The 12,773-nt window shown below is 63.4% G+C and carries 14 protein-coding genes; 13 read left to right on the top strand and 1 reads right to left on the bottom strand.

The genetic code is table 11. The annotated features are described in order from the left end of the window. From AC56LR_RS16540 to AC56LR_RS16520, 5 genes are read left to right on the top strand one after another with little or no spacing between them, the layout of a single operon-like run. The gene (locus AC56LR_RS16540) at positions 1-921 is read left to right on the top strand and encodes an SPOR domain-containing protein (protein ID WP_497131914.1); all 921 of its coding nucleotides are present in this window, start codon (positions 1-3) and stop codon (positions 919-921) included. A gap of 28 nt (positions 922-949) precedes the next feature. Further along, the gene (locus tag AC56LR_RS16535; RefSeq protein WP_497131913.1) at positions 950-1,438 is read left to right on the top strand and encodes a CvpA family protein; all 489 of its coding nucleotides are present in this window, start codon (positions 950-952) and stop codon (positions 1,436-1,438) included. A gap of 50 nt (positions 1,439-1,488) precedes the next feature. Further along, positions 1,489-3,009, top strand: a complete 1,521-nt coding sequence (gene purF, locus AC56LR_RS16530) for an amidophosphoribosyltransferase (protein ID WP_497131912.1) — start codon at positions 1,489-1,491, stop codon at positions 3,007-3,009. A 24-nt stretch (positions 3,010-3,033) separates the two neighbouring features. Next, complete coding sequence (locus AC56LR_RS16525) at positions 3,034-4,272, top strand: cystathionine gamma-synthase family protein (RefSeq protein ID WP_497131911.1); 1,239 nt, start codon at positions 3,034-3,036, stop codon at positions 4,270-4,272. A 48-nt stretch (positions 4,273-4,320) separates the two neighbouring features. Continuing rightward, positions 4,321-5,040, top strand: coding sequence for a tetratricopeptide repeat protein (locus tag AC56LR_RS16520; RefSeq protein ID WP_497131910.1), 720 nt, complete (start codon positions 4,321-4,323; stop codon positions 5,038-5,040). A 66-nt stretch (positions 5,041-5,106) separates the two neighbouring features. Here AC56LR_RS16520 and lexA read toward each other — a convergent pair whose 3' ends face one another. After that, positions 5,107-5,739, bottom strand: coding sequence for a transcriptional repressor LexA (gene lexA / locus AC56LR_RS16515; RefSeq protein WP_497131909.1), 633 nt, complete (start codon positions 5,737-5,739; stop codon positions 5,107-5,109). Between the two features lie 274 nt (positions 5,740-6,013). On the opposite strand from lexA, the gene rpsF reads away from it, so the two are divergent. The 8 genes from rpsF to AC56LR_RS16475 all read left to right on the top strand — a co-directional run bounded on the left by rpsF (position 6,014) and on the right by AC56LR_RS16475 (position 12,772). Next, complete coding sequence (gene rpsF, locus AC56LR_RS16510) at positions 6,014-6,406, top strand: 30S ribosomal protein S6 (RefSeq protein WP_497131908.1); 393 nt, start codon at positions 6,014-6,016, stop codon at positions 6,404-6,406. A gap of 50 nt (positions 6,407-6,456) precedes the next feature. Continuing rightward, on the top strand, positions 6,457-6,747 hold the full coding sequence (priB, locus tag AC56LR_RS16505; RefSeq protein WP_497131907.1) for a primosomal replication protein N: 291 nt from the start codon (positions 6,457-6,459) through the stop codon (positions 6,745-6,747). Between the two features lie 35 nt (positions 6,748-6,782). Beyond that, on the top strand, positions 6,783-7,073 hold the full coding sequence (gene rpsR, locus AC56LR_RS16500) for a 30S ribosomal protein S18 (protein ID WP_091874943.1): 291 nt from the start codon (positions 6,783-6,785) through the stop codon (positions 7,071-7,073). A 36-nt stretch (positions 7,074-7,109) separates the two neighbouring features. Beyond that, positions 7,110-7,562, top strand: a complete 453-nt coding sequence (gene rplI / locus AC56LR_RS16495) for a 50S ribosomal protein L9 (RefSeq protein WP_497131906.1) — start codon at positions 7,110-7,112, stop codon at positions 7,560-7,562. A gap of 119 nt (positions 7,563-7,681) precedes the next feature. Beyond that, the gene (locus AC56LR_RS16490) at positions 7,682-9,067 is read left to right on the top strand and encodes a replicative DNA helicase (protein ID WP_497131905.1); all 1,386 of its coding nucleotides are present in this window, start codon (positions 7,682-7,684) and stop codon (positions 9,065-9,067) included. Positions 9,068-9,136: 69 nt separating this feature from the next. After that, positions 9,137-9,763 carry a DUF47 domain-containing protein gene (locus AC56LR_RS16485; protein WP_497131904.1) on the top strand — a complete coding sequence of 209 codons (627 nt, stop codon included), beginning with the start codon at positions 9,137-9,139 and terminating at the stop codon, positions 9,761-9,763. Between the two features lie 24 nt (positions 9,764-9,787). Further along, a complete protein-coding gene (locus AC56LR_RS16480) occupies positions 9,788-10,798 on the top strand; it encodes an inorganic phosphate transporter (RefSeq protein ID WP_497131903.1) in 1,011 nt (336 codons plus the stop codon). Positions 10,799-10,957: 159 nt separating this feature from the next. Next, entirely contained in the window at positions 10,958-12,772 is a 1,815-nt protein-coding gene (locus tag AC56LR_RS16475) for a methyl-accepting chemotaxis protein (protein WP_497131902.1), read from the top strand. The last annotated feature ends 1 nt before the right edge of the window (position 12,773 follow it).

Here is a 12,773-nt window from a genome sequence, read left to right as displayed (position 1 = left end):
ATGGGCTTGTTCTCGTTAGGCAGCAAAAACAAGCAAGACACCGCCCGCGACAGCGGCCATTTCGTCAAGGATGACGACGCCGCCTATGGGCAGCAGGCCCGCGCCAAGCGCGCGACGCACGCCGGCGAAGGCGCACGGCGCAGCCGCGGCCCGGATCCTGTCCTCCCCGAGAAAAAACGTGCACGCCGCCGCCTGGTCGGCGCGATCGCACTGGCGCTGGCGGCGGCCGTCGGGCTGCCGATGCTGCTCGATTCCGAGCCCAAGCCGCTCGGCACCGACATCGCCATCAACATCCCGGACAAGGAAAAAGCCGCGCCCCTGCCGGTGCCGGCAGCGGCCACCGTGGACAGCGGCGAGGAAATCGTCGAGCCGGTGGATGTGGGCACGCAGCCCGCAGCAGGCGCCGCGATCGCGGTGCCGCCGGCCGACCCGCCGCCGATGCGCACCGTCGACACCGGCCGCGCGGATTCCGTGCCGGCGCTGAAGGCCGAGCCGAAGCTCGAGCCCAAGCTTGACGCGCCCAAGCTTGAACCGAAGCGTGCGCCCGCCATCGATACCGCTCATCCAAAGGCCGCCGACCTGGCCCTGAAGAAGCCCGAGCCAGCCGTCGCCAAGCCCCTGGAAGCCAAGCCGAAGGCCAAGGAAGACGCCGCCCGCGCGATCGCCATCCTCGAGGACAAGCCGGCCGTGAAGGTCGAAGGCCCGTCGCAGAAATACGTGGTGCAGGTCGCCGCGCTGACGACCCCTGAAAAAGTCACCGAGCTGCAGGGCCGCCTGCGCGCCGCCGGCGTGTCCTCGTTCACCGAGAAGTCCGGTGACCTGATCCGCGTGCGGGTAGGACCGTTCAGCAAGGAGGACGCGGACAAGGTACGCTCGAAGCTGATCGGCATCGGCCTGTCGGGCAAGATGGTCCCGCTCTGATGGGCGCTTTCAAGCAGGGCAGCGCGGCGTGACGATTTTCGATTACCTGGTCCTGTTCGTCCTGATTTCGTCGGTCATCATTTCCACCCTGCGCGGCCTGGTGAAAGAAATCCTGTCGCTGCTGGGCTGGGTGGTCGCCTTCGTGGTGGCCAACATGTACGGCGCCAAGCTGGCGCCCATGCTGCCCGACCTGGTTCCCGGCGAGACCGCGCGCCTGATCGCGGCCTTCGTCATCCTTTTCCTCGGTGTGCGCGTATTGATGGGCCTGCTGTCGCTGGCGATCGGCGCCCTGATCACCGCGAGCGGCCTGAGCCTGGCGGACCGGGGGCTGGGCGGATTGTTCGGATTGGGCCGCGGCATTGTATTCGTGCTTGCCGCCGTCATATTGTGTGGGATGACTTCCATCCCGCAACAGGATTTCTGGAGAAATGCGCTGCTCTCGCCAATGGCGGAAACCGGGGCGCGCACGGTCAAGCCTTTCTTGCCTGCAGCACTGGCGCAGCATGTGAAGTATTGAACACATTGAATTCTTTTTTGTAATCAGCAGGCCAGTTTTAGGAGCGCACCATGTGTGGCATCGTCGGCGTCGTCTCGCACAATCCCGTCAACCAGCTCTTGTATGACGCGTTGCTGCTCTTGCAGCACCGCGGCCAGGACGCTGCGGGCATTGCGACCAATCACAGCAGCATGTTTTCGATGTACAAGGCCAATGGCCTGGTCCGTGACGTGTTCCGCACCCGCAACATGCGCTCGCTGCAAGGCAATACCGGTATCGGCCACTGCCGCTACCCGACCGCCGGCTCCTCGAGCGAGGAAGAAGCGCAGCCCTTCTACGTCAACGCGCCCTTCGGCATCACGCTGGCGCACAACGGAAACCTGACCAACCAGGCGGTGCTCAAGGACGAACTGTTCCGCAACGACCGCCGCCACATCAACACCGATTCCGATTCCGAGGTGCTGCTCAACGTGCTGGCCCACGAGATCCAGGAAGCGGCCGACGGCTTCAACCTGAACAAGGAAGCGGTCTTCAAGGCCGTCGCGGCAGTGCACCGCCGCGTGCGCGGGGCGTACGCCGTCGTGGCCCAGATCTCCGGCCACGGCATGCTGGCCTTCCGCGACCCCTTCGGCATCCGTCCGCTGTGTCTGGGCATGAACGAGACCGAAGGCGGTACCGAATACCTCGTCGCCAGCGAATCGGTGGCGCTGGAAGGCCTGGGCTTCCGCTTTGTGCGCGACATCGCGCCGGGCGAAGCGGTCTACATCGATAACGACGGCAATTTGTCGGAACAGCAGTGCGCCGAGAACCCGTCGCTGAATCCATGCGCCTTCGAATACGTCTACCTGGCGCGCCCGGACTCGGTGATCGACGGCGCCTCGGTGTATGCGACCCGCCTGCGCATGGGCGAATACTTGGCCGACAAGGTCCGCGCCGAGATCCCGGACGGCGAGATCGACGTGGTCATGCCGATTCCCGATTCCTCGCGTCCCGCCGCGATCCAGCTCGCGCTGAAGCTGGGCATCGAATACCGCGAAGGCTTCATCAAGAACCGCTACATCGGCCGCACCTTCATCATGCCCGGCCAGGGCATGCGCAAGAAGTCGGTGCGCCAGAAGCTCAACGCCATCGCCTCCGAATTCAAGGACAAGAACGTGCTGCTGGTGGACGACTCGATCGTGCGCGGCACCACCAGCCGCGAGATCGTGCAGATGGCCCGCGAAGCCGGTGCGCGCAAGGTGTTCTTCGCTTCGGCCGCGCCGCCGGTGCTCTACCCGAACGTGTATGGCATCGACATGCCGACCCGCGACGAGCTGATCGCCCACGGCCGCACCACCGAAGAAGTCTGCCGCGAGATCACCGCCGACCGCCTGGTCTACCAGGACGTCGACGCGCTCAAGCGCGCCATCTCGGACGTGAACCCGGCGCTGAAGAACTTCGAGGCGTCGTGCTTCGACGGTATCTACGTGACCGGCGACGTGACCCCGGAATACCTCGACCGCCTGGAGTCGGCACGCCACAAGCCGAGCCCGAAGCGCGACGAGGACGACGTGACCACGCACCTGCACCTCAAGGCCCCGGCCACCGAATAAGCCTGATGGTTCAAGCGAACTCCCATGAGCGATAGCAAGTACGGCTTCACCACCACCATCCTGCACAACGACCGCCGCAAGACGGTCGAGCAGGGCTCGCTGCACAAGCCGGTGCACACCTCGGTGGCCTTCGGCTACAACGATGCGCGCCAGCTGGCGGCGGTCTTCCAGGGCAAGGAGCCGGGCTTCCGCTACGGCCGCCAGGGCAATCCGACGGTCAGCGCGCTCGAGGACAAGATCACCACGATGGAAGACGGTGTCGGCACCATCTGTTTCGCTACCGGCATGGGCGCAATCGGCGCGCTGTTCCAGGCGCTGCTGCGCGCCGGCGACCAGATCGTGTCCTCCTCCTTTTTGTTCGGGAATACGAACAGCCTGTGGCAAACGGTGGCAGCTCAAGGCGTCGATGTCGCTTTTGTCGATGCGACCGATGTGGCGAACGTGGAAGCGGCGCTGACCCCGGCCACCCGCATGGTGTTCGTCGAGACCATCGCCAATCCACGCACGCAAGTGGCCGACCTGGCTAGAATCGGCCAGTTGTGCCGCGAACGCGGCATCCTCTACGTGGTCGACAACACCATGACCACGCCCTACCTGTTCCGCCCGAAGGCGGTCGGCGCGGGCCTGGTGGTCAATTCGCTGACCAAGTCGATCGGCGGGCATGGCAATGCGCTGGGCGGCGCCCTGACCGACACCGGCTTGTTCGACTGGCGCGGCTACCCGCACATCGCGCCGAACTTCCGCAAGCAACCGAGCCAGGCCCAAGGACTGGCCCAGCTGCGCGCGAAAGCGCTGCGCGACTTCGGCGCGGCGCTCGGCCCCGAGGCGGCCCACCATATCGCGGTCGGCGCCGAGACCCTGGCGTTGCGCATGGACCGCACCAGCAGCAATGCGCTGGCGCTGGCCCGGCTGCTGGAAGCGGACGAGCGGGTCAGTGCCGTCCACTATCCGGGCCTGGCTTCGCATCCGCAGCACGCCATCACGCAAGAGCTGTTCCGCGCCGCCGGTTCGCTGCTCAGTTTCGAACTGGTCGATGCGATCGATCCCTTCGATTACCTGAACCGCCTGACGCTCGCCATCCCGGCCAGCAACCTGGGCGACACCCGCACCCTGGTGATCCCGGTGGCGCACACGATCTTCTTCGAGATGGGGGCGGAGCGCCGTGCCAGCATGGGCATCGCCGAGTCCTTGATTCGTGTCTCGGTGGGCATCGAGGACACGGACGACCTGCTCGCGGACTTCCGCCGGGCGCTCGACGCGTAGGCACGATGCCGCTATGATGGGGATTCGATTCCTCATCCGTAAGCGCCCATGAAGACCACGCTGTTCTGCCTCTCCCTCCTGTTCTGCGGCAGCGCCTTTGCCGGCGAGCTGGAAGATGCCCACGCCCTGTTCGCGAAGAAGGACTACGCCCAGGCCATGAAGCTGTACACCAGGCTGGCCAATGGCGGCAATGCCGAGGCGCAGCAGGCGCTGGGCCAGATGTACTGGTATGGCGAAGCAGGGCAGGTTGACGAGGCGAAGGCCGAAGCGCTGTTCAGGAAATCAGCCGCCAAGGGCAACAAGGTGGCCGCCGCCTCGCTCGAGGTGATGGACCAGCGCGTCAAGCGCCGCAAGGAGATCGATTACTGGGTCAGGGGCTATGACGGCGAAGACCTCAAATCGGGCGAGTTCCGCTGCACCGCGCCGCGCATTCCGGCCATGTCGAAGATTAACGCCGACATCGACCGTATCGGCGCGGCCGTCACGAGCTGGCAGGAGTGCTACAACAAGTTCGTCACCAACCTGAACGCGGCCACGCCGCTGACCAAGCGCATTCCCGCGGATATCGCCAAGCTGATGACCAAGGACGAGACGGAGAAGTCGAGCGCCTACCTGACGCAGTTGCAGTCGAACCTGACCGAGGAAGCGAAGGTGAGCTCGCAGCTGGTGCTGGCCGACTTCGCGGCATGGCGCACGGCGACCGAGGCCTATGTGTCCGAGCACAACGCGATGGTGAAGAGTTCTTCGGATGCGAAGAAGTTGAAGTGATGGGGTAGGGTAATGCGAACCTGGATCCCGGCCGGGATCCAATTCGGATGTGCAAGGTTAGCGCAATTAGTGCCAGCTACGCATCAAGCCCACCGCCAGCCCCTCGAGCGCAAACTCGTCTTCGGGGGTGACCTGGATGACCTTGAAGTCCGGGTTTTCCGGCAGCAGTTCGACCACGTTGCCGGTCTTGCGGTAGCGCTTGACCGTGACTTCGTCGCCCAGGCGAGCGACCACGATCTGGCCGTTCTTGGCGCTGTCAATCTTCTTGACCGCCAGGAAGTCGCCGTCGCAGATGCCGGCATCGCGCATCGACCAGCCCTTGACCTTCAGCAGGAAGTCGGGCCTGGCCGAGAACATGGCGGCATCGACGTTATAAGTGGCTTCGACGTGTTCCTGGGCCAGGATCGGCGAACCGGCGGCGACCCGGCCGACCAGCGGCAGCGACATCATGAGCGCGGCAGGCACCAGCGGGACCTGTTCGACGGAAGCGCCGATCAGGCGGATGCCGCGCGAGGTGCCAGGCGAAATCTCGATGGCGCCCTTGCGCGCCAGCGCCTGCAGGTGTTCTTCGGCGGCGTTGGCCGACTTGAAGCCGAGTTCGGCCGCGATTTCGGCGCGGGTCGGGGGAAAACCGGTGTTCTCGATCGCTTCCCTGATCAGGTTCAGGATCTGTTCTTGCCTTGCAGTGAGCTTGAGCATGGGTGTGTTAAGGCAATCCGTTGTGTGAGTAGACTGTATTTTTGTACAGTATTCTTCTGCGCGCAAGGGAAAACACGGGAAATATGTAAAAAAATTGTGCAGCGCGGTCCCGGGCGTGGCAAAAACCGCGCGCTCTGCCGGACTCATCGCGGCAGCGAACCACACCCGGCTTTCCAAACCGGCCAATCTCGGGCTATAATGTCCGGCTTTCCCTTCCCACACTCGTCTTGACGCCGAGGTGGGCATTTGTTTAAACGTCCTTAAGGAGTAATGCATGCGTCATTATGAAATCGTTTTTATCGTCCACCCGGACCAAAGCGAGCAAGTCCCGGCGATGATCGAGCGTTACAAGGCCACGGTGTCGAGCCGCGGCGGTAACATTCATCGCGTGGAAGACTGGGGCCGTCGCCAGATGGCTTACCAGATCCAGAAGCTGCCGAAAGCCCACTACATCTGCCTGAACATCGAGTGCGACAACGAGACCCTGGTCGAGCTGGAAACCGCATTCAAGTTCAACGATGCCGTCCTGCGTCACCTGACCGTCAAGATGAAGAAGGCTGAAACCGCACCGTCGCCGATGATGAAATCGGTCCAGCGCGAAGACGCAGCCAAGAGCCACCGCGCCGAAGCCGCAGCACCAGCTGCCGCTCCAGCCGCAGCGGCCTGATTGTTGAACCGGTTTTTCCAGGGAATCCCGAACACAAGTGAACCAGTAGCGTGAACGAACTGCGGCTCGTGGCGACCATCGCCGAGCGTGACGTGTTGCGTTACACCCCGGCCGGCGTCCCCATCGTGGGCGCCATCCTGATGCACAGTTCGCAGCAGGAAGAGGCAAGGGTAGCGAGACTGGTCGAGTTTGAAGTCACCGCGCTGGCCGCGGGCGAGATTTCAGGCAGGTTTGCCGGCGCCGAACTCGGCGCGGCCTACCAGTTCACCGGATTCCTGGCACGGAAGAACCGCAACAGTAAAGCCCTGGTGTTTCACATCATTGATTTCAGTGCCGCCTGAAGCGGCATTCATTTAGATAGATACAGGAGCCTAAAATGGCATTCGGTAAAAAGTTCGACAAAAACAAAGCCAAAGAAAAACTGAAGCGCAAACAGCAGAACCCGCTGTTCAAGCGCAAGAAGTTCTGCCGCTTCACCGCAGCAAACGTGGAACAGGTCGACTACAAAGACGTCGACACCCTGAAGGACTTCGTCCAGGAAAACGGCAAGATCATGCCGGCACGCCTGACCGGCACCAAGGCGCACTACCAGCGCCAGGTCGACACCGCGATCAAGCGCGCACGCTACCTCGCGCTGCTGCCGTACACCGACCTGCACCACGGTTAATCCGCGGCATACAGATCAGAATTTCTGGAGAAAAATATGCAAGTTATCCTTTTGGAAAAAGTTGTTAACGTCGGCAACCTGGGCGACGTGGTCAAGGTCAAGGACGGTTACGCACGTAACTTCCTGATCCCGCAAAAGATGGCACGCCGTGCTACCCAGGCCGCTGTGGCCGAGTTCGAAGTCAAGCGCGCAGAGCTGGAAAAAGCGGCAGCTGAAAAGCTGTCGGCTGCCCAGGCGCAAGGCGACAAGCTGAGCGGCATGACCGTCACCATCGGCCAGAAGGCCGGCGTTGACGGCCGTCTGTTCGGTTCGGTCACCAACTTCGACATCGCCGAAGCCCTGACCAAGCAAGGCTTCGCGGTCGAGAAGTCGCAGGTTCGCCTGCCGGCCGGCCCGCTGAAGACCACCGGTGAATTCCCGGTTGCAGTCGCCCTGCACACCGACGTCGTGTCGGAAATCACGGTTGCTGTGGTTGGCGAAGCTGCTTAAGTTTCAGCTTCAAGCAGTTGTTGCATAAGTGAAAAAGCCGGGTTCGCCCGGCTTTTTTTTATTGCCAGAATCTACCCAATTATTTCAGCCGCGTGACCGGAAAAGGTATAATGCCCGCCATGAATTCCCCATCCGATCCGCAAGTCGACTCGCTGCGCATCCCCCCGCATTCCATCGAAGCAGAGCAGTCCGTCATCGGCGGCCTCCTGCGCGATAACGCCGCATGGGACCGCATCGCCGACTTCATGCACGCGGACGACTTCTACCGCTACGACCACCGCATCATCTTCGAACAGATGGTCCGCCTGATCAACGGCGGCAAGCCGGCCGATGTGATCACGGTCTACGAGGCGATGGTCTCGCTGGGCAAGGCCGACGATGTGGGCGGCCTGCAATACCTGAACGCGATGGCGCAGAACACGCCGTCGGCGGCCAACATCCGCCGCTATGCCGAGATCGTGCGCGACCGCGGCATCCTGCGCAAACTCATTACCGTCGCCGACGAGATCTCGGGCAATGCCTTCAACCCGCAGGGCAAGGAAGTCAAGCAGATGTTGGATGAGGCCGAGTCGAAGATCTTCGCGATCGCCGAAACCGGCGCCCGCGGCCAGCAGGGCTGGAACCCGATCCAGCCGCTGCTCACGCAAGTGGTCGAGCGCATCGACGAACTGTATTCGCGCGAGAACCAGGGCGAGATCACCGGCGTGCCGACCGGCTTCATCGACCTCGATCGCATGACCTCCGGCCTGCAGCCGGGCGACCTGGTGATCGTGGCCGGCCGTCCGTCGATGGGCAAGACCGCGTTCTCGGTGAACATCGGCGAGAACGTCGCGATCGAAGCGGGCCTGCCGGTGGCGGTGTTCTCGATGGAGATGGGCGGCACCCAGCTGGCCATGCGTATGCTTGGCTCGGTCGGCATGCTCGACCAGCACCGCCTGCGTACCGGCCGCCTGAACGACGAGGACTGGCCGCGCCTGACGCACGCCATCCAGAAGATGAACGACGCCCAGCTCTACATCGACGAGACGCCGGCGCTGAACCCGATCGAGATGCGCGCGCGGGCGCGCCGCCTGGCCCGCCAGTGTGGCAAGCTCGGCCTGATTATCGTCGACTACCTGCAGCTGATGCAGGGTAGCCAGCCGGGCGATAACCGCACCGCCGAGATCTCGGAGATCTCGCGTTCGCTCAAGGGCCTGGCCAAGGAATTGCATTGCCCGGTCATCGCCCTGTCGCAGCTGAACCGCTCGCTGGAGCAGCGCCCGAACAAGCGCCCCGTCATGTCCGACTTGCGCGAATCCGGCGCAATCGAGCAGGATGCGGACGTGATCATTTTCCTGTATCGCGACGAGGTCTATAACCCCGATTCGCCCGATAAAGGAACCGCCGAAATCATCATCGGCAAGCAGCGTAACGGTCCGATCGGGGCGATTCGCCTGACCTGGATCGGCCAATACACCAAGTTTGGTAACTACAGCGGCAACCTCGCCGTCTACCAAGGCGATTAAGCCGATATTGCGCCGCGGCCGGCTTGCCGCGGACCACGCAGACCCTAGAGTTTTACAACGGAGAACTACATGTTTGGACGCCTGATGCCCCAGGAGGGGAAGTTTTTTGACCTGTTCAACCAGCACGCCGCATTGTGCGTGAAGGGTGCGCAGGAGATGGTTGGCCTGATGACCAACTTCGACGACCTGGAAATCCGCACCCACGCGGTCGAAAGCATCGAAAAACAGGCTGACAAGATCACCTACGCCTGCGTCGACCTGCTGCACAAGACCTTCATCACCCCGATCGACCGCGACGACATCCACAAGCTGATCACCCGCATGGACGACATCCTCGACATGATGGAAGACGGCGCCCAGACCGTGTCGCTGTACGACCTGCACGCGGTGACTCCGGAAGCCAAGCGCCTGGCCGAACTGTGCCTGTCGTGCTGCCTGAAGGTGCAGGAAGCCGTCGGCCTGCTGCACGACATGGGCAACGCCCAGAAGATCGTCGCCATCTGCGAAGAGATCGACCGCTTCGAATCCGACGCCGACCACGTGATGCGCGCCGCCATGTCGAAGCTGTTCCGCGACGAGCCGGACGTGCGCAACCTGATCAAGATGAAGGCCATCTACGAGATCCTGGAGACCGTCACCGACCGCTGCGAGGATGTCGCCAACATCATCGAAGGCATCATCGTCGAGAACGCGTAACGCGGTCCCGGAACAAGAACAATCATGGAAACTTTAAACATCAGCATTTGGGTGCTGGGCATGCTGGTGCTGCTGGCACTGGTGTTCGACTTCATGAACGGCTTCCACGATTCGGCGAACTCGATCGCCACCGTCGTGTCGACCGGGGTACTGAAGCCGCAAACCGCGGTGGCGATGGCGGCCTTCTTCAACTTCATCGCGATCTTCGTGGTGAGCATGAAGGTGGCGCAGACCATCGGCAAGGGCACGATCGACCCGCACATCGTCGACCACTACGTCATCTTCGGCGCCCTGGTCGGGGCGATCACGTGGAACGTCATCACCTGGTATTACGGCATCCCGTCCTCGTCCTCGCATGCGCTGATCGGCGGCCTGGTGGGCGCCGCGGTGGCCAAATCCGGCACCGGGGCGCTGATCGCCGGTGGCCTGATCAAGACCGTCGCTTTCATCGTGGTGGCGCCGCTGCTGGGCTTCGTGCTGGGCTCGACGATCATGCTGATGGTGTCGTGGATCTTCGTGAAGTCCACCCCGCGCAAGGTCGACGTCTGGTTCCGCCGCCTGCAACTGGTGTCGGCGGCCGGGTACTCGCTCGGCCACGGCGGTAACGACGCGCAGAAGACGATGGGCATCATCTGGATGCTCCTGATCGCAGCCGGCGTGACCAGCCCGAACGACGCCCTGCCGCCGATCTGGGTGATCATCTCCTGCTACGCGGCGATCGCCTTCGGCACGCTGTTCGGCGGCTGGCGTATCGTCAAGACCATGGGCCAGAAGATCACCAAGCTCAAGCCGGTCGGCGGCTTCTGCGCCGAAACCGGCGGCGCGATGACGCTGTTGATGGCGAGTTTCTTCGGCATCCCGGTGTCGACCACCCACACCATCACCGGCGCCATCGTCGGCGTGGGCGCCTCGCAGAAGGCCTCGGCCGTGCGCTGGGGCGTGGCGGGCAATATCGTGATGGCCTGGGTCGTCACCATTCCGGCATCGGCCTTCATGGCGGCGGTGGCGTGGTGGGTCGGCACCAAGATCATGTAAGCGCATCCCGTCGCCAGGATCGCTCCAGGAAGCCCGGCATTGCCGGGCTTTTTTTCGCGCACTGTCCTTGCCGCCGCGTATATTGATTTGGGGCACTGTTATTACCCGTGTGCGGCCCGAGAAATGCTACAGTTGCCTTCCTATCGCCCCGGAGTCCCCATGTTTAACGATTTGAGCATCAAGAACAAACTGATACTTGGCCTGGGGGCCATCGTCGCCATCATGCTGTTCCTGCTGGCGCTGGCGTACAACAACTCGCAAAAGCTGGCCGACGCCAACAAATGGGACCGCCACGCGCTGGAGGTGCTGGTCCAGTCCAATCACATCGCCACCTCCGTGCTGCAGGTCCAGAGCGCTATCCGCGGCTTCCTCCTGACCGGCGATGAGGGGCTGATCGCGCCCCTGAATGCCGAGTTTGCCGAGGCAAAGCGCCACCTTGCCACCGCTACCTTGCTGGTGGCGGACAATCCGCTTCAGCACGACCGTCTCAAGCAGCTCGCGCCGATGCTCGACGACTGGCTGGCCCAGGCGGTGCTGCCGCAAATTGCCTTGCGCCGGGCCCAGGATGCCGGCGCCAAAACCGCCGGTACGGCCGGCATCGACGCCGCCGTGCTCGCCGGCGCGCGCACGGTGGCGATGATCCGCAAGCAGATCAACGATATCGCGGCCGAGGAAACCCGCCTGATGACCCTGCGCTCGCAGAGCTCCGCCGCGCTCCAGGAAAACATGTCGCTGCTCCTCACGGTCGGCAGCGCCGCCACCATCGCGCTGGCGGTGCTGATCGCCTGGTTGCTGATCCGGGCCCTGCTGGCGCCGCTCAACAGCCTGAACCACACGCTGGGGCGCATTGCCGCCGGCGAGCAGTCGGCCCGCGCGCGCATCGATTCGAACGACGAGCTGGGCAAGGTGGCACGCGAATTCAACCGCATGGCGCAGGCGATCCAGGACAGCCAGGCCAAGGAGCAGGCAGCCAATACCGACCTGCGCGACAAGGTCGATGCGCTGCTGGCCGTGGTCTCGCGGGCCGCCGCCGGCGACCTGGGCGGCCGGATCAGCATCGACGGGACGGATGCCATCGGCCAGCTCGGCCAGGGCTTGTCGACCATGTTCGACAACCTGCGCAGCCACCTCAACAACGTGCAGAAGGCCGGGATCCAGGTCACCACCTCGGCCACCGAGATCGCGGCCTCGTCGAAACAGCAGGAAGCAACCGGCATCGAACAGGCCCAGACCAGTGTCGAGATCCTGTCGACGACCAGGGAAATCTCGGCCAATACCACCCAGCTGCTGCGCACCATGGAGCAGGCCACGGCGGTGGCCGATTTCACCACCAGCGCCACCGCCGAAGCCCAGGGCAACCTCAAGCGCATGGACGCCACCATGCAGCACATGGTCAGCGCGACCGACTCGATCAATGCCAAGCTGGCGGCGCTGTCGGAAAAGGCCGGCAACATCAACAGCGTGCTGGTCACGATCACCAAGGTGGCCGACCAGACCAACATCCTGTCGCTCAATGCCGCGATCGAGGCCGAGAAGGCGGGCGACGCGGGCCGCGGCTTCTCGGTGGTGGCCACCGAAATCCGCCGCCTGGCCGACCAGACCTCGGTATCGACCTGGGACATCGAGCAGATGGTCAAGGAAATGCAGTCGGCCGTGTCGGCCAGCGTCATGGGCATGGACAAGTTTTCGGAAGAGATCCGGCGCAGCGTGGGCGAGGTGCGCCAGGTGGCCGAACAGCTGTCGTCCGTGATGGACCAGGTGCGAAAGCTCGCGCCGCAGTTCGACCTGGTGCTCGAAGGGATGCAGTCGCAGGCGGTGGGCGCCTCCCAGATTTCGGAAACCATGCTGCAGCTGAGCGACGCGACGCAGCAGACGGTCGAGTCCCTGAAGGCGACCAGCGAAGCGGTGCGCCAGCTCCAGTACGCGGCCGGGGACCTGCAGTCCTCGGTCGCCACCTTCTCGGTCAACAGCTGAC

Source organism: Telluria sp. ZT3P39 (genome assembly GCF_059685935.1).
Note: the sequence above shows the minus strand (reverse complement) of the source record. Positions and strands in the feature narration are given on the sequence as shown.

What these genes read in the sequence shown, in the direction of transcription:
- rplI (WP_497131906.1), top strand. Translation starts at nt 7,110, where the DNA reads ATGCAAGTTATCCTTTTGGAAAAAGTTGTTAACGTCGGCAACCTGGGC.
- AC56LR_RS16475 (WP_497131902.1), top strand. Translation starts at nt 10,958, where the DNA reads ATGTTTAACGATTTGAGCATCAAGAACAAACTGATACTTGGCCTGGGG.
- AC56LR_RS16480 (WP_497131903.1), top strand. Translation starts at nt 9,788, where the DNA reads ATGGAAACTTTAAACATCAGCATTTGGGTGCTGGGCATGCTGGTGCTG.
- AC56LR_RS16525 (WP_497131911.1), top strand. Translation starts at nt 3,034, where the DNA reads ATGAGCGATAGCAAGTACGGCTTCACCACCACCATCCTGCACAACGAC.
- rpsF (WP_497131908.1), top strand. Translation starts at nt 6,014, where the DNA reads ATGCGTCATTATGAAATCGTTTTTATCGTCCACCCGGACCAAAGCGAG.
- lexA (WP_497131909.1), bottom strand. Translation starts at nt 5,739, where the DNA reads ATGCTCAAGCTCACTGCAAGGCAAGAACAGATCCTGAACCTGATCAGG.
- AC56LR_RS16490 (WP_497131905.1), top strand. Translation starts at nt 7,682, where the DNA reads ATGAATTCCCCATCCGATCCGCAAGTCGACTCGCTGCGCATCCCCCCG.
- AC56LR_RS16485 (WP_497131904.1), top strand. Translation starts at nt 9,137, where the DNA reads ATGTTTGGACGCCTGATGCCCCAGGAGGGGAAGTTTTTTGACCTGTTC.
- purF (WP_497131912.1), top strand. Translation starts at nt 1,489, where the DNA reads ATGTGTGGCATCGTCGGCGTCGTCTCGCACAATCCCGTCAACCAGCTC.
- AC56LR_RS16540 (WP_497131914.1), top strand. Translation starts at nt 1, where the DNA reads ATGGGCTTGTTCTCGTTAGGCAGCAAAAACAAGCAAGACACCGCCCGC.
- AC56LR_RS16520 (WP_497131910.1), top strand. Translation starts at nt 4,321, where the DNA reads ATGAAGACCACGCTGTTCTGCCTCTCCCTCCTGTTCTGCGGCAGCGCC.
- rpsR (WP_091874943.1), top strand. Translation starts at nt 6,783, where the DNA reads ATGGCATTCGGTAAAAAGTTCGACAAAAACAAAGCCAAAGAAAAACTG.